Raw genomic sequence first — 20,419 nt, forward strand, 5'->3', positions numbered from 1 at the left:
GGGCCGGGGCGCGCGGTCAGGACCGCCGGTTCAGGTGGGTGGCGATCGCCGCGGCGAGCCGGTCCGGTGCGCCGTCGGCGTGGCCCACGAACAGGCTCGGCTCGGTGAGCTCCAGCTCGACCAGGACGGGCGAGGAGTCCGGGCCGGGGATCAGGTCCACCCGGGCGTAGAGCAGCCGCTCGGTGCCGCCGGGCACGACGGCGAGGGTCTTCTCCGCCGTGTCGAGCTGCTCCGGGGTGGCCGTGCGGGCGTCGATCCGCTCCTCCCGGTACAGCTCGGCCACGCCGCGGTCGGGGCCGGTCAGCATCGGCCCCTTGCGGATCGCGTGGCTGAACGCCAGGCCGTCGGGTCCGGCCAGGAAGAGCAGCGCGGTCTCCCCGGCGGTGTCGACGGCCGTCAGGTACGGCTGAACCATGGTGACCCGGCCGGCGGCGGAGAGCCGCCGCACGTGGGCCACGGCCAGCTCCCGGTGCTCCGGGTCGGCCAGGTCGTACCGGCCGGTGTCCTGGCTGCCGGCGCTGACCGCCGGCTTGATCACGTACTCCCCCGTGTCGGCCGGCGGGGCCCAGTCCGCCCCGGGCTCGACCCAGGCGGTCGGCACGGTGGGCACGCCGGCCGCGGACAGCTCGGCCAGGTAGCGCTTGTCGGTGTTCCAGGCGACCACGTCGGCCGGGTTGACCAGGGCGGGCACCGTGCGCGCCCAGGCGACGAACTCGTCGCGGCGCAGCGCGTAGTCCCAGGGCGAGCGGAGCACGACCAGGTCGTAGCGGGACCAGTCCACGGCCGGGTCGTCCCAGACGACCGCCTCGGCGGCGACGCCGCGGGCGGCGAGCGGGGCGAGCACGAGCCGGTCGTCCGGGTCGAGGTCGGGAAGGGCCGTGCAGGTGACGAGAGCGACCCGGGGTTTCCCCCGGGTCGACTGGTAGTGGTTGGTCAATTTATGTCAACGGGCCATCGTGCGCCGGGCCATCGACCGCCAGAGGTCGTTGCTCGGACGCATCTGGTCCATCAGCTCACGCTCCCAGGCGTTCTCGACGGTCACTCCTGCCTTGGCGCAGGCCTGCCGCGCGACGTCGGTGCCGTCGGCGAACTGGTCTGCCCACGCCCCGTCGGAACCCACGAGGACGATCCGTGCGCCGCGCTTGCCGACGTACTCGATGACCGCCTTCGCCCCGCCGTGTCCGGCGGCGAACGACTTGATGCCCGCGACCAGGCCGTTGGGGGCCTGCTCGGCGGTCTTGTCAGCCGTCAGCGTCGTATCGGAACCATCTGCCATGACGCGAAGCCTAAGCAGACATCCACTCGGATGTGCGAGAACGATGAACTGATTGTGATGCCAATTACCTCCGGGTTTAAGGAAGACCACAGGTAATTCGCCCGCACATGTCGCCTACGCCGGCTCAAAACGGGCGGCGGAGATCGTCCCAGTCTGTCCGGGTTGAGCCCGTCCGACTCACACCGAAAAAAATTCTGATGAAATCCGCGACACGGGGAACCCATCCACTCCGGTGAACGCGGGAAACAGCACTAGAGCAGCGCGTCGAGAGCGACGGCCGCGAACAGGATGGTGAGGTAGGTGGTGGACCAGTGGAACAGCCGCATGGGCTTGACCGCCTCGCCGCGCGCCGCGCGCCGGCAGAGCTTGTGCGCCTCGACGACGAAGATCCCGCCGACCACCAGCGCGGTGACGCCGTAGATCGGGCTCATCCCGAGCGGCCAGACCGCCAGCGAGGAGAGCAGGGTCAGCCAGGAGAAGAGAATGATCTCCACGTTGACCCGGCGGACCGAGGCCACCACCGGCAGCATCGGGATGCCGGCCCGCGCGTAGTCCGCCTTGTACTTGATCGCCAGGGCGTAGAAGTGCGGCATCTGCCAGAAGAACACCACCGCGAACAGGCCCCACGCCGCCGGCGCCAGGGAACCGGTGACCGCGGCCCAACCGATCAGCACCGGCGCCGCCCCGCAGGCGCCGCCCCAGAAGGTGTTGGCGGCCGTGGTGCGCTTCAGCCACAGCGTGTAGACCAGGTCGTAGTAGGCGATCGCCGCGAGGGTCAGCCCGGCGGCCAGCCAGTTCGTGGTGGCGGCCATCAGCGCGACCGAGATCACCGCGAGCACCAGGCCGAAGATCAGCGCGCTGCGCGGCGACACGGTGTGGGCGGGCAGCGGCCGGCGCTTGGTGCGCCGCATCAACTGGTCGATGTCGCGGTCGATGTAGCAGTTGAGCACGCTGGCCGCGCCCGCGGCGAGCGAGCCGCCGACCAGCACCACGGCCACCAGCCAGAGCGCCGGCATGCCGCCGTCGGCCAGCATCATTGCCGGCACGGTGGTGACCAGCAGCAGCTCGACGATCCGCGGCTTGGTGAGCGCCACGTACGCGGCCACCACGGCCCGCACGTCCCGCCGGCCGGTCGCCGGCGCCTCCGCCACCGTGGCCACCGGCGGCTGCCCGGCAGAGTCGCTGACGGGGCGCTCGGTGATCATGCTCACGGATTGCCACCTTCCGGCTTCGGCGGGGGAGGTCGGGATCGGCTCGGACCCCTCCGGGTCCACACACCGCCCCACACACTACGCGGCGTCGTTTTGGCTGCCCCGCAGACCCGGCAACGGTGCGGGCCGTCACATCCCGGGTTGAACGGCGGATCGGGTCGGAGACGTACAGACCAGCATGCAGAGATCCCCGGGCGGACGTTTAGGGCCGCTCGATAGGGTCATCAGTGAGGGTTCCGCCCATCTGCCGAGGAGCACAACCATCGTGGCTGCCAACCGACCCGAGCTTCCCGCTCTCAACTGGTCCGACCTCGACCGCAGGGCCGTCGACACGGTCCGCGTGCTGGCCATGGACGCCGTGGAGAAATCCGGCAACGGCCACCCGGGCACGGCCATGAGCCTCGCCCCGGCGGCGTACCTGCTCTTCAACCGGGTCATGCGGCACAACCCGGCCGACCCGAACTGGCCCGGCCGGGACCGGTTCGTGCTGTCCGCCGGGCACTCCAGCCTGACCCTCTACATCCAGCTCTTCCTCTCCGGCTACCCGCTGGCCCTGGACGACCTCAAGGCGCTGCGCCAGTGGGGTTCGCTCACCCCGGGCCACCCGGAGCACGGCCACACCCCGGGCGTCGAGACCACCACCGGCCCGCTCGGCCAGGGCCTCGGCAACGCGGTCGGCATGGCCATGGCGGCCCGCCGCGAGCGCGGCCTGTTCGACCCCGACCCGGACCGGGCCGACTCCCCGTTCCGCCACGACATCTGGTGCATCGCCTCGGACGGTGACATCGAGGAGGGCATCAGCCACGAGGTGAGCGCCCTCGCCGGCCACCAGCAGCTCGGCAACCTCTGCGTGATCTACGACGACAACGAGATCTCGATCGAGGACGACACCCGGATCGCCAAGAGCGAGGACGTGGCCGCCCGCTACGAGGCGTACGGCTGGCACGTCCAGACGGTCGACTGGCGCCGCGGCGACGCCGACCAGGGCGACTACCACGAGGACGTCGAGGCGCTCCACGAGGCGCTGCTGGCCGCGAAGGCGGAGACCGGCCGGCCCTCCTTCATCGCGCTGCGCACCATCATCGGCTGGCCCGCGCCCAACAAGCAGAACACCGGCAAGATCCACGGCTCGGCGCTGGGCGCCGACGAGGTGAAGGCCACCAAGCGGGTCCTCGGCTTCGACCCGGAGCGCACCTTCGAGGTCGACGAGGAGGTGCTCAAGCACGCCCGCCAGGTGCTGGAGCGGGGCGCCGAGGCGCAGGCCGCGTGGACCACCGAGTTCGACGCCTGGGCCGCGGCCAACCCGGAGCGCAAGGCGCTCTGGGAGCGGATGTCGACCCGTACGCTCCCGCAGGGCTGGGCCGACGCGCTGCCGACCTTCCCGGCCGACGCCAAGGGCGTGGCCACCCGGGCCGCCTCCGGCAAGATCCTGGAGGCCCTCGCCCCGGTGCTGCCCGAGCTGTGGGGCGGCTCCGCCGACCTGGCGGAGAGCAACAACACCACCATGAAGGGCGAGCCGTCCTTCGTCCCGGCCGAGCACGCCACCAAGGACTTCCCGGGCGACGAGTACGGCCGCACCCTGCACTTCGGCATCCGCGAGCACGCCATGGGCGCCATCCTCAACGGCATCGCCCTGCACGGCGGCACCCGCCCGTACGGCGGCACGTTCCTGGTGTTCAGCGACTACATGCGCCCCTCGGTGCGGCTCGCCGCGCTGATGAAGCTGCCGGTGACCTACGTCTGGACGCACGACTCGATCGGCCTCGGCGAGGACGGCCCGACCCACCAGCCGGTGGAGCACCTGACCGCGCTGCGGGCCATCCCGGGCCTCGACGTGGTCCGCCCGGCCGACGCCAACGAGACCGCCTGGGCCTGGCGGCAGGCCCTGGAGCACACCGACCGGCCCACCGCGCTGGCGCTCAGCCGGCAGGCCCTGCCGACCCTCGACCGCACCGAGCTGGGCGGCGCCGAGGGCGTGGCCAAGGGCGGCTACGTGCTGGCCGAGGCCTCCAACGGCAAGCCGCAGGTGATCATCGTGGGCACCGGCTCCGAGGTGCAGCTCTGCCTCACCGCCCGGGAGCGGCTGGAGGCCGACGGCACCCCCACCCGGGTCGTCTCGATGCCCTGCCAGGAATGGTTCTACGCGCAGGACGAGGCCTACCGGGAGTCGGTGCTCCCGCGCGGGGTAAAGGCACGGGTGAGCGTGGAGGCGGGCATCGCCATGTCCTGGCGGGCGATCGTCGGGGACAGCGGCGAGTGCGTGAGCCTGGAGCACTACGGGGCGAGCGCGCCGCACACCGTGCTCTTCGAACAGTTCGGGTTCACCCCCGACCGGATCGTGGCCGCCGCGCACGCGGCGCTGACCCGGGTGGGCGACATCACCGGTTTCACGACCGGCAACTGAGGGAGCGTGGACAGCATGACGGACAGGCTGAGCGAGCTTCAGGCCGCCGGTGTGGCGATCTGGCTCGACGATCTTTCCCGGGTACGACTGAGCTCCGGTGGGCTGGACAAGCTCCGCCGCGAGTCGCACGTGGCCGGGGTGACCACCAACCCGACGATCTTCGCGAAGGCACTCAGCGACGCCGACGAGTACAACTGGCAGCTGCGCGACCTCGCCACCCGCGGCATCGAGGTCGAGGAGGCGGTCCGCATGCTCACCACGTACGACGTGCGGTGGGCCTGCGACGTGATGCGCCCCTCCTACGACAAGAGCGACGGCGTCGACGGCCGGGTGTCGATCGAGGTCGACCCGCGGCTGGCCCACGAGTCCGACCGGACCGTCGCCGAGGCCAAGGCGCTCTGGTGGCTGGTCGACAGGCCGAACCTGTTCATCAAGATCCCGGCCACCGAGGCGGGCCTGCCGGCGATCACCGCGACCCTGGCCGAGGGGATCAGCGTGAACGTCACGCTGATCTTCGGCCTGGACCGGTACTCGCAGGTCATGGAGGCGTTCCTGGCCGGTCTGGAGCAGGCGAAGGCGAACGGTCACGACCTGTCGAAGATCGGGTCGGTCGCCTCGTTCTTCGTCTCCCGGGTCGACACCGAGGTGGACAAGCGGCTGGAGAAGATCGGTTCCGACGAGGCCAAGGCGCTGCGCGGCAAGGCGGCCATCGCCAACGCCCAGCTGGCGTACGAGCGCTACAGCGAGGTCTTCGGCTCCGACCGGTGGCGGAAGCTGGCCGACGCCGGCGCCCACCCGCAGCGCCCGCTGTGGGCCTCCACCTCGACCAAGAACCCCGACTACCGGGACGTCATCTACGTCGAGGAGCTGATCGCGCCCGGCACGGTCAACACCATGCCGGAAGCGGTCATCCACGCCTACGCCGACCACGGCGAGACCCGCGCCGACACCATCACCGGCGCGTACGACGCCGCCCGCACGGTCTTCACCGACCTGGAGGCGGTCGGCGTGGACATGGCCGACGTGATCGACACCCTCGAGCGGGAGGGCGTGGAGAAGTTCGAGACGAGCTGGATGGAACTGCTCGACGGGGTCAAGAAGTCCCTCGCCGAGGCGGCCAAGGGCATCAGCCAGCCGAACCGGGCCGCCAAGGGCAACGCGCGGGCCGCCGAGAAGGCCGGGGGCAACGCGTGACGGACGGCGCCGGACGCGTCCCGGGACCCGGGACGCGCCACGCCACGAGGACGGGGTGGTGAGGTGAGCGACCTGCTGGCCGGCCGGGCGGACATCGCCGCCGGGCTGGCCGTGCACGGCGCGGACGCGGTCGACGGGTCCGCGCCCGCGTCCGTGCGGGCCGCGCTGGTCGCCGCGGACCTCCCCGCCCGGCTCGCCGCCAAGGACCCGACCCTCTGGGGGCCGGCCGCCGAGGCGACGGCCCGGACGGCGCTGGGCTGGCTGGACACCCACGCGCGCGCCCGGGACCTGCTCCCCCAGCTCGCCGAGCTGGCCGAGGAGCTGGCCGACCTGGACCACGTGGTGCTGGCCGGGTCGGGCGGCTCCTCGCTCGCCCCGGAGGTGGTCGCCCGGACCCTCGGGCGGCCGCTGACCGTGCTGGACGGCACCGATCCCGGCGAGATCCGCGCGGCCCTGGCCGACCGGCTCGACCGCACCGTGGTGGTGGTCGCCGGCAGGTCCGGCGCCACGGTGGAGACCGACGGCATCCGGCGGGCGTACTGGCAGGCGTTCCTGGACGCCGGGCTGACCGACGCGGAGGCCGCCCGGCACTTCGTGGTGGTCACCGACCCCGGCTCCCCGCTGGAGGCGGTCGCCGACGAGCTGGGCGTGGTGGTCATCCAGTCCGACCCGGCGGTGGGCGCCCGGTACTCGGCGCTCACCGCGTTCGGGCTGGTCCCCGCGGCGCTGGCCGGGGCGCCGGTCGCCGACCTGCTGGACGACGCCGAGGCCCTCGCCGGCGCGCTCGACCGGGACCGGGACAACCCGGGCCTGGCCCTCGGGGCGGCGCTCGCCGCGGCGGCCACCACCGGCCGGGACACCGTCGCGCTGGTGTCCGACGGCACCGGGCTCGACGGGCTGGGCGACTGGGCCGAGCAACTGCTCGCCGAGTCCACCGGCAAGGCCGGCCAGGGCATCCTCCCGGTCGTGGCGGAATCCCCGGACGCCCCCGGCGCCACCGGGCCGGGCGTGCTGACCGTGGGCTACGGCGGGGCCCTCGGCCCGGGCGTCGCGCCCGGCCCCGCCGACGTGGCGGTCAACGGCCCGCTCGGCGCCCAGTTCCTCACCTGGGAGTACGCCACCGCGCTCGCCGCCGCCGTGCTCGACGTCGACCCGTTCGGCCAGCCGGACGTCGCCGAGAGCACGGAGCACACCGCGCGGCTGCTCGCCGCCGGCCCGCCGGCGGAGTCGCCCGCGGCCACCGAGGGCGCCATCGAGGTGTACGCCCCGGCCGGCGCCCCCGCCGATCTGGCCGGCGCGCTGACCTGGCTGCTCGCCGGGCTGGGCGACGACGGCTACCTGGCGGTGGCCGCCTACCTCGACCGGTGGGGCGACGCGGCGGTGGCCGGGCTGCGCCCGCTGCTGGCGCGGGCGACCGCGCGCCCGGTCACCTTCGGGTGGGGGCCGCGTTGCCTGCACTCCACCGGGCAGTACCACAGGGGCGGCCCGCGGGCCGGCAGTCACCTCCAGGTGACCGGCGCGGTCACCGACGACCTGCCGGTGCCCGGCCGCCCGTACACCTTCGGAGACCTTCAGGCGGCCCAGGCCGCCGGCGACCGGCGGGCCCTCGCCGGTCGCGGGCGGCCGGTGCTGCGCCTGCACCTGACCGAGCGGGCGGCGGGCGTCGCCCAGCTACTGGACGCGGCCGGACGGACATTGACGTGACGATGAATGACGTGACATCGGCGGAGCGAGGAGGCGGCATGAACCCGCTGCGCGATCCTCAGGACCGCCGGCTGCCACGGATCCCGGAGCCGTGCGCTCTGGTGATCTTCGGGGTGACCGGCGACCTGGCCAAGAAGAAGCTCCTGCCGGCGGTCTACGACCTGGCGAACCGGGGGCTGCTGCCGCCCGGTTTCGTGGTCCTGGGCTTCGCCCGGCGCGACTGGGGCGACGGCGACTTCGAGGGGCTGGCCCACGACGCGGCCAAGAAGCACGCCCGCACACCCTGGCGGGAGGAGGTCTGGGCCCGGCTCGCCGGCAACATCAAGTTCGTCGGCGGCTCGTTCGACGACGACGCCGCCTTCGACCACCTCGCCGCCACCCTCGACGAGCTGCGCGACACCCACGGCATCCCGGGCAACGCCGCCTTCTACTTCTCCATCCCCCCGGCGGCCTTCCCCGTGGTGCTCAAGCAGCTCGCCCGCACCGGCATGGCGGACAACGCCAAGTCCGGCGGCTGGCGCCGCGTGGTGGTGGAGAAGCCGTTCGGCAACGACCTGCCCTCGGCGAAGTCGCTCAACGACCTGGTCGACGACGTCTTCACCAGCCAGGACGTCTTCCGGATCGACCACTACCTGGGCAAGGAGACGGTCCAGAACATCCTGGCCCTGCGCTTCGCCAACAACCTGTTCGAGCCGCTCTGGAACTCCAAGTACGTCGACTCGGTGCAGATCACCATGGCCGAGGACGTCGGCATCGGCACCCGGGCGGCGTTCTACGACTCGGTTGGCACCGCCCGGGACGTGCTCCAGAACCACCTGCTCCAGCTGCTCGCCCTGGTGGCCATGGAGGAGCCGACCAGCTTCGACGCCGACGAGATCCGCACCGAGAAGCTCAAGGTGCTCAAGGCCATCACGGTGCCGAAGGACGTCTCCCGGGACACCGTCCGCGGCCAGTACCTGCCCGGCTGGGTGGGCGGCGAACGCGCCGTCGGCTACCTCGACGAGGAGGGCGTCCCGGCGGACTCCACCACCGAGACGTACGTGGCCGTGAAGCTGGGCATCCAGAACCGCCGCTGGGCCGGGGTGCCGTTCTACATCCGGGCCGGCAAGCGGCTGCCCCGGCGGGTCACCGAGGTGGCCATCGTGTTCAAGACGGCGCCGCACCTGCCGTTCAACCCCGCCGACATGGAGTCGCTCGGCCCCAACCAGCTCGTCATCCGGGTCCAGCCCGACGAGGGCGTGGTGCTGAAGTTCGGCTCCAAGGTGCCGGGCACGACCATGGAGGTCCGCGACATCGCGATGGACTTCCAGTACGGCGAGGCGTTCACCGAGTCCAGCCCCGAGGCGTACGAGCGGCTGGTGCTGGACGTGCTCATCGGTGACCGGACGCTGTTCCCGGACGCGGCCGAGGTGGAGCAGAGCTGGCAGGTCGTGGACCCGCTGGAGCACGCCTGGGCGGGCACCAGGCCGGAGCCGTACCGGGCCGGCGAGTGGGGCCCCCGGGCCGCCGACGAGATGCTGGCCCGCGAGGGCCGGTCCTGGCGGAGAGCGTGAGCGAGCACAGCGAGCGAACCAGGAGGTTCCGTTGATCGGCTTGTGGGACACCACCGGGAACGAGGTGGTCAAGGCGCTCGCCGCCGAGCGGCGCAGCGCGGGCGGGGTGGCCAGCGGCATGGCGCTCACGCTGATCGTGGTGGTCGACGAGAAGCGCGTCCGGGAGGCGGAGGCGGCGGCGACCATCGCGGCCGCCGCCCACCCGTGCCGGCTGCTCGTGGTGGTCCGCTCCGACGTCGAGCGGGACCGCAACCGGCTGGACGCGGAGATCGTCGTCGGCGGCCGGCTCGGCCCGTGCGAGGCGGTGGTGACCCGGATGTACGGCCGGCTCGCGCTGCACGCCGAGTCGGTGGTGATGCCGCTGCTGGTGCCGGACGTGCCGGTGGTGACGTGGTGGCACGGCGAGCCGCCGGACGAGATCGCCACCGACTTCCTCGGTGTCGTGGCCGACCGGCGGATCACCGACACGGCGCAGGCCGCCGACCCGATCGCCGCGCTGCGGCAGCGGGCCGCGGACTACGCCCCGGGCGACACCGACCTGGCCTGGACCCGGATCACCCCGTGGCGCACCCTCGTGGCCGGGGCGTTCGACACCACCCAGGCCCGGATCACCGAGGCGACCGTGGTGGCGCCGCGCACCGACCCGACGGCGGCGCTCATGCGCGGCTGGCTGACCGCCCGGCTCGGCATCGACCCGGTCTGGGAGCACACCGACAACTTCCCCCGGATGCGCGAGGTGCAGCTGCGCTGCGCCAACGGCGACGAGCTGATGCTGACCCGCGACGAGAACGTGGCCATCTTCCGGCGGAGCGGCCAGGAGGACCGGACCCTGCCGCTGGTCCGCCGGCCGCTCGGCGACGAGCTGGCCGAGGAACTGCGCCGGCTCGACGCCGACCAGGTCTACGCCGAGGCGCTCGGCGCGACAGCCGGCCTCACCGGGCTCGAGCAGCGGCCCGCCCACCGGGTGCACGTGTGGAAGGATCCGGCGACCGCCCAGCGGGCCGAGGCCGGGGTCACCGCACACGCCGGCGCGACAGCCCACGAGTGAGCGGCACCCACCGGCCGCGCGGCGGCCGGACCGCACAGGTGACCGCCACGGGGCGGTCGGAGGACGAAGGCACGATGGATGAGTGAGGCGAGTGTCGCCGTACACGCCGACCCCGACCTGCTGGCGCAGGCGGTCGCGGCCCGGTTGGTGGTGAAGCTGCTCGACGCGCAGGCCGAGCGCGGTCAGGCGTCGGTGGTGCTGACCGGCGGGCGGATCGCCGCGGCGGTGTACCGGGCGGTGGCGCAGCTGCCGGCCCGGGACGCCGTCGACTGGTCCCGGGTCGACGTCTGGTGGGGCGACGAGCGGTTCCTCCCGGCCGGCGACCCGGAGCGCAACGAGACCCAGGCCCGGGCGGCGCTGCTGGACGTGGTCCCGCTGGACCCGGCCCGCATCCACCCGATGCCGGCCTCGGACGGGCCGGCCGGCAACGACCCGGAGGCGGCCGCCGCCGGGTACGCGGAGGAACTGGCCCGGGCCGCCCGGCCGGGGACCGCCGCCCTCCCCCACTTCGACGTGCTCATGCTCGGCGTCGGCGAGGACGGGCACGTCGCCTCGGTCTTCCCCGAGCACCCGGTGCACCACGACAACCGCCCGGTCAGCGCCGTACGCGGCAGCCCCAAGCCGCCGCCGGTCCGCACCACGCTGACCCTCCCGACGATCAACACGGCCGAGGAGGTCTGGCTGGTGGCCGCCGGGGCGGACAAGGCCCGGGCGGTCGGGATGGCCCTGGCCGGGGCCGGGCCGGTGCAGCTGCCGGCGGCCGGCGTCCGCGGGGTGTCCCGGACGCTGTGGCTGCTGGACCGCTCCGCGGCGGCGAACGTGCCGCCCCGGCTGCGCAGCCTGCGCTGAACGACGGCGGAGCCCCGGCCCGGGCGGGTCGGGGCTCCCGCGTGCTCAGGTCCCGCCGCGCCGCCGGCGCAGCGTCTCCAGGGCCTCGGCGAGCAGCGCCTCACCCTGCTCCGGGGTGCGCCGCTCCTGCACGTACGCCAGGTGGGTCTTGTAGGGCTCGGCCTGGACCGGGCCGGGCGGGTTGCCCCGGTCGGGGCCGGCCGGCTCCCCGCACCGCGGGCAGTCCCAGGTCTCCGGGGCTTCCGCCTCGGCGGCGATGAGGAACCGGACGCGGTGGTCGTTCGCGCACCAGTAGGTGACCGGCCGGCGGGGCGCCGGCTCGATGCGCTGCTCGAACCGCTCGGGGGCGGACCCGATCCGGGTGCCGCGGATGACGTTGCCACTGGACACGGCTGCTCGCTCCTGTCGTCGGAGGGGACCGCCGCCTTCGGGGGTGGGCGGCGGGCGACGCGCGGAGAAACAAACTGCGCGCGGTCCGTAACGGACCGCGCGCAGATTGTACGACTCGGAGCGCTCGCTCAGGCGCCGCTGCCCGTCTGGAGCCGGAGCCAGAGCCCGATTCCGACGATGCACGCGAACCAGATGATCCCCACCAGAACGGTGTAGCGGTCGAGGTTCTTCTCGGCCACCGAGGAACCGGCCAGGCTGGAGCTGACGCCGCCGCCGAACATGCTCGACAACCCGCCGCCCTTACCACGGTGCAGGAGGATCAGCAGGGTGAGCAGGATGCTCGTGATGACCAGCAACACGATCATCGTGTAGGCGAACCAGATCGGCATGGCGGGGGTCAATCCTCTCGTTGCGATCACTGCCCGGTCCTGACGGGCACAGCGGCACCGACCGGTGGGCGGGCAGCGTCAAGGATAGCGAGCGATCAGCGGGCGATGTGCTCCGGGAACCGGCAGATCTGCGCGAATTCCTCGGCGTCCAGGCTGGCGCCCCCGACCAGGGCCCCGTCCACGTCCGGCTGGGCCATGGTCGCCGCCACGTTCGACGACTTCACCGACCCGCCGTAGAGGATCCGGACCTGGTCCGCGGTGTCCTGGCCGAAGGTCTCCACCAGGCGCTTGCGCACCTCCCCGCAGACCTCCTGGGCGTCCTCCGGGGTCGCCGTCTTGCCGGTGCCGATCGCCCAGACCGGCTCGTACGCCACGACGACCTTGGTGACCTGCTCCGCCGTGAGCCCCTTCAGCGCCCCGTCGAGCTGGTCGCAGCAGTGCGGCACGTGCCGGAGCTGCTCGCGGATCTCCAGCCCCTCGCCGATACACAGGATCGGGGTCAGCCCGTTCGCCAGCGCGGCGGCCACCTTGGCGTTGACCAGGGCGTCGTCCTCGTGGTGGTACTGCCGCCGCTCGGAGTGGCCGACCACCACGTAGGTGCAACCCAGCTTGGCGAGCATCGCCCCGGAGATGTCCCCGGTGTACGCGCCCGACTGGAACGGCGACAGGTCCTGCGCGCCGTAGCCGATCAGCAGCTTGTCGCCGTCCACCGCGGTCTGCACGGTGCGCAGGTCGGTGAAGGGCGGCAGGACCACCGTCTCGACCTCGGTGAGCTGCTTCTCGTTGAGGCTCGCGGCCAGCTTCTGCACCAGCAGGTTGGCCTCGAGGTGGTTCAAATTCATCTTCCAGTTGCCGGCCATCAGCGGCCGGCGGGGGGTGCTCGCCATTCAGCTCTCCAGGGCCGCGATGCCGGGGAGGGTCTTGCCCTCGAGGTATTCCAGGGAGGCGCCGCCGCCGGTGGAGATGTGCCCGAACGACGACTCGTCCAGCCCGAGCGCCCGCACCGCCGCGGCCGAGTCGCCGCCGCCGACCACGCTGAACGCGTCGGTCTTGGTGATCGCCTCGGCGATCCCCCGGGTGCCGCTCGCGAACGCGGCCATCTCGAACACACCCATCGGGCCGTTCCAGAAGATCGTCTTCGCCTGGGACAGCGCGGCGGTGAAGCCGGCCACCGTCTCGGGGCCGATGTCCAGCCCCAGCCGGTGGCTCGGGATGCCGTCGGCCGGCACGGTGTCGTGCGCGGCGTCGGGCGCGAACGCGTCCGCGGCCACCACGTCGACCGGAAGCATGATCTTGCCGCCGGACCGCTCCAGCAGGTTGCGGCAGGTCTCGACCATCTCCTCCTCCAGCAGCGAGGTGCCCACCTCGTGGCCCTGGGCCTTGAGGAAGGTGAAGCACATCCCGCCGCCGATGAGCAGCCGGTCGACCGTGGGCAGCAGCGCCTCGATCACCGCCAGCTTGTCGGAGACCTTGGAGCCGCCCAGCACCACCACGTACGGCCGCTCCGGGTCGCCGGTGAGCTTGCTGAGCACCTCCACCTCGCGCAGCACGAGGCGGCCGGCGACGTGCGGCAGCCGGGCCGGCACGTCGAAGACGCTCGCGTGCTTGCGGTGCACCGCGCCGAAGGCGTCGTCCACGTACGCCTCGCCGAAGGCGGCGAGCTGGTCGGCGAAGGCGCCCCGCTCGGCGTCGTCCTTGCTGGTCTCACCCTTGTTGAAACGCAGGTTCTCCAGCAGGGCTACCTGGCCGTCGGCCAGGCCGTCCACCGTGGAACGGGCCGAGTCGCCGACGGTGTCGTCGGCGAAGTGCACCGGCGCGCCGAGCAGCTCACCGAGCCGCCCGGCCACCGGGCGGAGGCTGAACTGCGGGTCCGGCGCGCCCTTCGGGCGGCCCAGGTGCGAGCAGACGACCACCTTGGCGCCGGCCTGGACCAGCGCGCTCAGGGTCGGCAGCACGGCCCGGATCCGGCCGTCGTCGGTGATCTCGCCGCTCTGCTTGTCGAGCGGGACGTTCAGGTCGGCGCGCACCAGCACGCGCCGACCCGACACCCCCTCGTCGAGCAGGTCGTCGAGGTTGCGGATGCTCACAGCGACGAACCCACCAGCTTGACCAGGTCGACCAGGCGGTTCGAGTAGCCCCACTCGTTGTCGTACCAGCCGACGACCTTGACCTGGTTGCCGATCACCTTGGTCAGCGGCGCGTCGAAGATGCACGACGCCGGATCGGTGACGATGTCCGAGGAGACGATCGGGTCCTCGTTGTAGAGCAGGATGCCCTTGAGCGGGCCGTCCGCGGCGGCCTTGAGCGCGGCGTTGACCTCGTCCACCGTGGTCTCCCGGCCGACCGTGACGGTCAGGTCGGTGACGGAGCCGGTCGGGATCGGCACGCGCAGCGCGTAGCCGTCCAGCTTGCCCTTGAGGTCCGGCAGGACCAGGCCGATCGCCTTCGCGGCGCCGGTCGAGGTGGGCACGATGTTGAGCGCGGCGGCCCGGGCGCGGCGCAGGTCCTTGTGCGGCGCGTCCTGCAGGTTCTGGTCCTGCGTGTACGCGTGGATGGTGGTCATCAGACCCTGCTGGATGCCGAACGTGTCGTGCAGCACCTTGGCCATCGGGGCGAGGCAGTTGGTGGTGCAGGAGGCGTTCGAAATGATCGTGTGCTTGGCCGGGTCGTACTGGTCCTGGTTGACGCCCATGACCACGGTGACGTCCTCGTTCTTCGCCGGGGCGGAGATGATGACCTTCTTGGCCCCGCCGTCGACGTGCGCCTTCGCCTTGGTGGCGTCGGTGAAGAAACCGGTGGACTCGATGACGACGTCGGCGCCGACCTCGCCCCACGGCAGCTTGGCCGGGTCCTTCTCGGCGTACGCCTTGATGGTCTTGCCACCCACGGTGATCTCGTCGGCGGTGGCCTTCACCTCGTGCGGGAGGCGACCCAGGATGCTGTCGTACTTGACAAGGTGGGCGAGCGTCGCGTTGTCGGTCAGGTCGTTGACCGCCACGACCTCGATGTCAGCGCCGGACGCCAGCACTGCCCGGAAGAAGTTGCGGCCGATCCGGCCGAAGCCGTTGATGCCAACCCGGATGGTCACAGGCCCATCTCCTCGCGTTCTGGTCCGCCGGCGTCGAACCCCGGCCGGCGGAGATTGTTCGCCGACCGGTGGAGCCGGCCGTTGACGGTTCATCTCGGCCACCCCGCCGCGGTCCCAGGGACCAGACCGCCCGAGGCGGTGAGCACGGTGAGGGGTGCCTTTTGCCGGCCCCCTTGCCGTACGCAGCGACCTTATCCGAGCGCGCGCCGCCGCGCTGCGGCGGGTGGTGACCCCCTCGCAACCCGACGCCTCACCGCTCCTATCAGACCACGAGCATGTCGGGCGTGACGGCCGCTTCGGTATCCGGGATGCCCAGGTCGCGCGCCCGCTTGTCGGCGAGCGCGAGCAGCCGGCGGATCCGGCCGGCGATCGCGTCCTTGGTCAGCGGCGGCTCGGCCAGCGCGCCCAGCTCCTCCAGGGAGGCCTGCCGGTGCTCCAGCCGCAGCCGGCCGGCCGAGGTCAGGTGGTTGGGGGCGTCGTCGGCGAGGATCTCCAGCGCGCGGGTGACCCGGGCGGCGGCGGCCACCGCGGCACGGGCCGAGCGGCGCAGGTTGGCGTCGTCGAAGTTGGCCAGCCGGTTGGCGGTCGCCCGCACCTCGCGGCGCACCCGCCGCTCCTCCCACGCCAGCACGCTGCTGTGGGCGCCGATCCGGGTGAGCAGCGCGGCGATCGCGTCGCCGTCCTTGACCACCACCCGGTCCACCCCGCGCACCTCGCGGTTCTTGGCGGTGATGCCGATCCGGCGGGCGGCGCCGACCAGGGCCAGCGCGGACTCCGGGCCGGGGCAGGTGATCTCCAGTGCGCTGGACCGGCCCGGCTCGGTGAGCGAGCCGTGCGCCATGAACGCGCCCCGCCAGGCGGAGACCGCGCAGCAGACGTTGGCGGCCACCACGTGCGGGGGCAGGCCCCGCACCGGACGGCCGCGGACGTCCAGCAGGCCGGTCTGCCGGGCGAGGGCCTCGCCGTCCTTCACCACCCGCACGATGAAGTGGCTGCCCTTGCGCAGGCCGCCGGAGGCCAGCACGTGGATCTCACTCGGGTAGCCGTAGACCTCGGCGATCTCCCGGCGGAGCCGCCGGGCCACCGCGCCGGTGTCCAGCTCCGCCTCGACCACGACGCGGCCCGACACGATGTGCAGCCCACCGGCGAACCGGAGCAGGGCCGCCATCTCCGCCCGCCGGCAGCAGGGCTTGGGCACGTCGACCCGACTCAGCTCGTCCTTGACCGCAGCCGTCATCGCCATGTTGCGCGCCCCCTCACGGACCGGGTTCCGGCGTGTCGCCGGTGATTACGTACGTGTCTAACGATCGGCGCCCAGGACAGGCACCAACGCGGCGCCCAGGGCGGCCGGATCATGACGGGGCGTGCCGTCGGTGACGGCGACGGGAGCGAGGACCAGCCGGGCACCCAGCGATTCTGCCGCACGTTCGACCGCCACGGGATCACCCACCGCCGTGGAATCGGCAAGCACCATGTCCACCTTCAACTCGGGCAGATAGCGCCGGAGAGTGTCCAGATGGTCGGGCAGGGAGAGGCCGAGGGTCTCCTTCTCGGCCACCAGGTTGAGGGTCACCAGCCGACGGGCCTGGCTGGAGACGATCGCGTCGGCCAGGCCGGGCACCAGCAGGTGCGGCAGCACGCTGGTGTACCAGCTGCCCGGCCCGAAGATCAACCAGTCGGCGGCGCGCACCGCGGTCACCGCCTCGGCGCAGGCGGCCGGCGCGGCCGGCGTCAGCCGCAGCGACTCGACCGTGCCGGAGGTGACCGCCACCTGGTGCTGGCCGCGCACCGTGCGGACCTCGTCGGGGCGGTCCGGGTCGGCGCCGCGCACCCGGGCCTCGATGCCGACCGGCTGCCGGGACATCGGCAGCACCCGGCCGACCGCGCCGAGCATCGCGCCCGCGTGGTCGAGGGCCACCACCGGGTCGCCGAGCAGCTCGGTCAGCCCGTGCAGCAGGAGGTTGCCGACCGCGTGGCCGGCGAGCGGGTCGGCGCCGCCGGGGCCGCCCCCGGCCGCGGCGAAGCGGTGCTGGAACAGCGCCGCGCTGCGCCGGGTGGCCGGGTGGTCGCCGGCCAGGGCCACGAGTGCCTGCCGCAGGTCGCCCGGCGGGAGGCCGCCGCGCTCCGCGCGCAGCCGCCCGCTGGAGCCGCCGTCGTCGCCGACCGTGACCACCGCGGTGATGTCCAGATCCAGTCCGGGTACGCAGTGCCGCAGCGCCCGCAGCGACGCCGACAGCCCGTGCCCGCCGCCGAAGGCGACCACCCTCGTCGGGTTCATTCCCGCCCCAGGTCCCGGTGCTGGGGGTTGGCGGCGATGCCGGAGCGACGCAGCCGGGCGGCCAGCTCCTCGGCGATCGCCACGCTGCGGTGCTTGCCGCCGGTGCAGCCCACGGCCACGGTCAGGTAGCGCTTGCCCTCCCGCTCGAAACCGGCGGTGGTGGCGTTGACCAGGTCCGCGTACCCGGCCACGAAGGCGTCCGCGCCCTCCTGGCCCAGCACGTACGCGCTGACCGCCTCCTCGCGCCCGGTGTGCTCGCGCAGCTCCGGCACCCAGTAGGGGTTCGGCAGGAACCGGGCGTCCATCACGAAGTCGGCGTCCGGCGGCAGGCCGTACTTGAAGCCGAAGGAGAGCACGGTGATCCGCAGCCGGCGCGAGTCCTCCCCGCCGAACAGTTCCTCGACGCGGCGGCGGAGCTGGTTCACGTTCAGGTGGCTGGTGTCGATGATCACGTCGGCCTGGTCCCGGGCCTCCTCCAGCAGCGCCCGCTCGACCGCGATCCCGTCGGCCAGCCGCCCGTCACCCTGGAGCGGGTGCGAGCGGCGGACGCTCTCGAAACGGCGGATCAGCACCTCGTCGTCGGCGTCGACGAAGACCACCCGGGGCTGGAAGCCGCGCTCGCGCAGCTCCCGGATCGCCCCGGCCAGGTCGGTGGAGAAGGCCCGGGAGCGGACGTCCAGCACCATCGCCGTACGCCGGGCCGCGCCGCCGGCCTTGAAGGCCAGCTCGGCCATGTCCAGCATGAGCGCCTGGGGCAGGTTGTCCACCACGTAGTAGCCGACGTTCTCCAACGCCCGGGCCACGGTGCTGCGGCCACCGCCGGACAGGCCGGTCACCACCACCAGGCTCGTGTCCGCCTCGGCCGGCGCCGGCCGCCCGAGGGCTGTCTCCCCGTTGGTCGGCACCAGGTCTCCCGCCGTCCGCGCCTCGCTCACCCGTACCCCCAGCCGTGGCGCCGCGGCCGGTCGGCCGCGCGTGGTCAGTCAGCGACTCTAACGGCTGCGACCCCGCCCGGGATTCCACGGGGTGACGACCGGAACAGGTGCTTGTCCGTTTTGTCAAGGTCCGGCTGCCGCCCGAGATGGGCCCGGTCGCCGCGTCGCGGAGGTCCGGTCGCCGCCGTCGGTTGCCGCCACACGCCCGTTCGGGGCGGGGCGGTGTCGGCGGACGCTCGTAGACTGCGCGGATGGTCTCCCCCACCGATCAGCGGACCGAGGACGCGCTGCGGGTGCTGCGCCGCGTCTTCGGCTACGACGCCTTCCGCGGCTTCCAGCACGAGGTCGTCGAGCACGTGGTGTCCGGCGGCGACGCGCTCGTCCTCATGCCGACCGGGGGCGGCAAGTCGCTCTGCTACCAGATCCCGGCGCTGGTCCGCGACGGCGTGGCGGTGGTCGTCTCGCCGCTGATCGCGCTCATGCAGGACCAGGTGGACGCGCTGACCGCCGTCGGCGTCCGGGCCGGGTTCCTCAACTCGACCCAGGATCTCGCCGAGCGGCGGCGGGTCGAGGCGGCGTTCCTCGCCGGCGAGCTCGACCTGCTCTACCTCGCCCCGGAGGCCCTCGCGACGCGCGCCACGCTCGCCCTGCTGGAGCGCGGGCGGATCGGGCTGTTCGCGATCGACGAGGCGCACTGCGTCTCCCAGTGGGGCCACGACTTCCGCCCCGACTACCTCAACCTGTCGATGCTGCACGAGCGCTGGCCGGGGGTGCCGCGGATCGCGCTGACCGCCACCGCCACCCAGGCCACCCGCGCGGAGATCGCCACCCGGCTCAAGCTCACCGACGCCCGGCACTTCGTGGCCAGCTTCGACCGGCCCAACATCCAGTACCGGATCGTGCCCAAGCGGGAGCCGCGCAAGCAGCTGCTCGCCCTGCTGCGCGACGAGCACCCGGGCGACGCCGGCATCGTCTACTGCCTGTCCCGCGCCTCGGTGGAGAAGACCGCCGAGTTCCTCGTCGCCAACGGGGTCGCGGCGCTGCCCTACCACGCCGGGCTCGACGCGGCGACCCGGGCGGCCAACCAGCAGCGGTTCCTGCGCGAGGACGGCCTCGTCATGGTCGCCACCATCGCCTTCGGCATGGGCATCGACAAGCCCGACGTCCGCTTCGTCGCCCACCTCGACCTGCCCAAGTCGGTGGAGGGCTACTACCAGGAGACCGGCCGCGCCGGGCGCGACGGGCTGCCGTCGACGGCCTGGCTGGCGTACGGGCTCCAGGACGTCGTGCAGCAACGCAAGATGATCGAGACCTCGGAGGGCGACCTGGCCCACCGGCGCAACCTCGCCGCCCACCTCGACGCCATGCTGGCGCTCTGCGAGACGGTGCGCTGCCGCCGCGCGCAACTCCTCGAATACTTCGGCGAGAGCGGCACGCCCAACTGCGGCAACTGCGACACCTGCCTGGAGCCGCCGGAGTCCTGGGACGGCACGGTCGCCGCGCAGAAGCTGCTCTCCACCGTCTACCGGCTCGACCGCGAACGCCACCAGCGGTTCGGCGCCGGCCACTGCGTGGACATCCTCCTCGGCAGGCACACCGACAAGATCGACCAGCACGGCCACGACTCGCTGAGCACCTTCGGCATCGGCACCGACCTGCGCGAGGCCGAGTGGCGGGGCGTGGTGCGGCAACTGCTGGCCGAGGGCCTGCTCGCCGTCGAGGGCGACTACGGCACGCTGGCCCTCACCGAGGCGAGCGCCGAGGTGCTGGGCCGCCGGCGCACGGTCACCATGCGGCGGGAGCCCGAGCGCCCCGCGACCGGCCGGTCCGCCAAGCCCCGGGGCGCGGCCACCGTGGTGGCCGACCTCGCACCGGCCGCCGTCCCGGTGTTCGAGCGACTCCGCGCCTGGCGGGCGGCCACCGCCAAGGAACAGGGCGTCCCGGCGTACGTCATCTTCCACGACGCCACCCTGCGGCAGATCGCCACCGAGGCGCCCACCTCGCTGGCCGAGCTGTCCCGGATCAGCGGCGTCGGCGACAACAAGCTGGCCAAGTACGGCGAGGGGATCCTCGGCGTGCTCGCCGAGTCCTGAGACACGG

At 73.0% G+C, this 20,419-nt stretch carries 18 protein-coding genes; 7 read left to right on the plus strand and 11 right to left on the minus strand.

From position 1 onward, the window contains the following. Positions 1–16: 16 nt before the first annotated feature. From ACZ6PY_RS06360 to ACZ6PY_RS06370, 3 genes are all read right to left on the minus strand, one after another. On the minus strand, positions 17–937 hold the full coding sequence (locus ACZ6PY_RS06360) for an ATP-grasp domain-containing protein (RefSeq protein ID WP_466069802.1): 921 nt from the start codon (positions 935–937) through the stop codon (positions 17–19). 6 nt (positions 938–943) lie between these two features. Next, positions 944–1,276, minus strand: a complete 333-nt coding sequence (locus ACZ6PY_RS06365) for a hypothetical protein (RefSeq protein WP_151461964.1) — start codon at positions 1,274–1,276, stop codon at positions 944–946. Positions 1,277–1,527: 251 nt separating this feature from the next. Then, entirely contained in the window at positions 1,528–2,487 is a 960-nt protein-coding gene (locus tag ACZ6PY_RS06370) for a heme o synthase (protein WP_466069804.1), read from the minus strand. 265 nt (positions 2,488–2,752) lie between these two features. Here ACZ6PY_RS06370 and tkt point away from each other — a divergent pair, with 265 nt between their 5' ends. The 6 genes from tkt (at position 2,753) to pgl (ending at position 11,239) form a co-directional block, all read left to right on the plus strand. Then, complete coding sequence (tkt, locus tag ACZ6PY_RS06375; RefSeq protein WP_466069806.1) at positions 2,753–4,891, plus strand: transketolase; 2,139 nt, start codon at positions 2,753–2,755, stop codon at positions 4,889–4,891. 15 nt (positions 4,892–4,906) lie between these two features. After that, positions 4,907–6,085, plus strand: a complete 1,179-nt coding sequence (gene tal / locus ACZ6PY_RS06380) for a transaldolase (protein ID WP_466069808.1) — start codon at positions 4,907–4,909, stop codon at positions 6,083–6,085. 63 nt (positions 6,086–6,148) lie between these two features. After that, on the plus strand, positions 6,149–7,789 hold the full coding sequence (locus ACZ6PY_RS06385) for a glucose-6-phosphate isomerase (protein WP_466069810.1): 1,641 nt from the start codon (positions 6,149–6,151) through the stop codon (positions 7,787–7,789). Between the two features lie 38 nt (positions 7,790–7,827). Then, positions 7,828–9,342: a glucose-6-phosphate dehydrogenase gene (gene zwf / locus ACZ6PY_RS06390; protein WP_466069812.1), complete on the plus strand. Its 1,515-nt coding sequence runs from the start codon at positions 7,828–7,830 to the stop codon at positions 9,340–9,342. A 31-nt stretch (positions 9,343–9,373) separates the two neighbouring features. Beyond that, entirely contained in the window at positions 9,374–10,390 is a 1,017-nt protein-coding gene (locus tag ACZ6PY_RS06395) for a glucose-6-phosphate dehydrogenase assembly protein OpcA (RefSeq protein WP_466069814.1), read from the plus strand. 78 nt (positions 10,391–10,468) lie between these two features. Beyond that, positions 10,469–11,239, plus strand: coding sequence for a 6-phosphogluconolactonase (gene pgl / locus ACZ6PY_RS06400; RefSeq protein WP_466069815.1), 771 nt, complete (start codon positions 10,469–10,471; stop codon positions 11,237–11,239). Positions 11,240–11,284: 45 nt separating this feature from the next. Here the strand turns inward: pgl and ACZ6PY_RS06405 are convergent, their stop codons facing one another. From ACZ6PY_RS06405 to rapZ, 8 genes are all read right to left on the minus strand, one after another. Beyond that, positions 11,285–11,629 carry an RNA polymerase-binding protein RbpA gene (locus tag ACZ6PY_RS06405; protein ID WP_466069817.1) on the minus strand — a complete coding sequence of 115 codons (345 nt, stop codon included), beginning with the start codon at positions 11,627–11,629 and terminating at the stop codon, positions 11,285–11,287. Positions 11,630–11,757: 128 nt separating this feature from the next. Then, complete coding sequence (gene secG / locus ACZ6PY_RS06410; protein WP_151461972.1) at positions 11,758–12,018, minus strand: preprotein translocase subunit SecG; 261 nt, start codon at positions 12,016–12,018, stop codon at positions 11,758–11,760. 95 nt (positions 12,019–12,113) lie between these two features. Continuing rightward, positions 12,114–12,905 (minus strand): triose-phosphate isomerase, encoded by a 792-nt coding sequence (gene tpiA, locus ACZ6PY_RS06415; RefSeq protein WP_466069819.1) that lies wholly within the window; start codon positions 12,903–12,905, stop codon positions 12,114–12,116. After that, entirely contained in the window at positions 12,906–14,105 is a 1,200-nt protein-coding gene (locus ACZ6PY_RS06420) for a phosphoglycerate kinase (protein WP_466069821.1), read from the minus strand. Next, the gene (gene gap / locus ACZ6PY_RS06425) at positions 14,102–15,106 is read right to left on the minus strand and encodes a type I glyceraldehyde-3-phosphate dehydrogenase (RefSeq protein WP_466069823.1); all 1,005 of its coding nucleotides are present in this window, start codon (positions 15,104–15,106) and stop codon (positions 14,102–14,104) included. The genes ACZ6PY_RS06420 and gap overlap by 4 nt, the downstream gene beginning before the upstream one ends. Before the next feature lie 262 nt (positions 15,107–15,368). Then, complete coding sequence (gene whiA / locus ACZ6PY_RS06430) at positions 15,369–16,349, minus strand: DNA-binding protein WhiA (protein WP_018788213.1); 981 nt, start codon at positions 16,347–16,349, stop codon at positions 15,369–15,371. A gap of 57 nt (positions 16,350–16,406) precedes the next feature. Beyond that, the gene (locus tag ACZ6PY_RS06435) at positions 16,407–17,384 is read right to left on the minus strand and encodes a gluconeogenesis factor YvcK family protein (RefSeq protein ID WP_466069824.1); all 978 of its coding nucleotides are present in this window, start codon (positions 17,382–17,384) and stop codon (positions 16,407–16,409) included. Next, positions 17,381–18,289 carry an RNase adapter RapZ gene (rapZ, locus tag ACZ6PY_RS06440; protein WP_466070762.1) on the minus strand — a complete coding sequence of 303 codons (909 nt, stop codon included), beginning with the start codon at positions 18,287–18,289 and terminating at the stop codon, positions 17,381–17,383. The genes ACZ6PY_RS06435 and rapZ overlap by 4 nt, the downstream gene beginning before the upstream one ends. 281 nt (positions 18,290–18,570) lie before the next feature. On the opposite strand from rapZ, the gene recQ reads away from it, so the two are divergent. After that, on the plus strand, positions 18,571–20,412 hold the full coding sequence (gene recQ / locus ACZ6PY_RS06445; protein ID WP_466069826.1) for a DNA helicase RecQ: 1,842 nt from the start codon (positions 18,571–18,573) through the stop codon (positions 20,410–20,412). Positions 20,413–20,419: the final 7 nt, after the last annotated feature.

It is taken from the genome of Micromonospora sp. NPDC048907 (genome assembly GCF_055586885.1).

Coding starts and splice junctions, on each gene's coding strand:
- ACZ6PY_RS06365 (WP_151461964.1), bottom strand. CDS start 1,276: ATGGCAGATGGTTCCGATACGACGCTGACGGCTGACAAGACCGCCGAG.
- tal (WP_466069808.1), top strand. CDS start 4,907: ATGACGGACAGGCTGAGCGAGCTTCAGGCCGCCGGTGTGGCGATCTGG.
- zwf (WP_466069812.1), top strand. CDS start 7,828: ATGAACCCGCTGCGCGATCCTCAGGACCGCCGGCTGCCACGGATCCCG.
- pgl (WP_466069815.1), top strand. CDS start 10,469: ATGAGTGAGGCGAGTGTCGCCGTACACGCCGACCCCGACCTGCTGGCG.
- secG (WP_151461972.1), bottom strand. CDS start 12,018: ATGCCGATCTGGTTCGCCTACACGATGATCGTGTTGCTGGTCATCACG.
- tpiA (WP_466069819.1), bottom strand. CDS start 12,905: ATGGCGAGCACCCCCCGCCGGCCGCTGATGGCCGGCAACTGGAAGATG.
- whiA (WP_018788213.1), bottom strand. CDS start 16,349: ATGGCGATGACGGCTGCGGTCAAGGACGAGCTGAGTCGGGTCGACGTG.
- ACZ6PY_RS06435 (WP_466069824.1), bottom strand. CDS start 17,384: ATGAACCCGACGAGGGTGGTCGCCTTCGGCGGCGGGCACGGGCTGTCG.
- recQ (WP_466069826.1), top strand. CDS start 18,571: ATGGTCTCCCCCACCGATCAGCGGACCGAGGACGCGCTGCGGGTGCTG.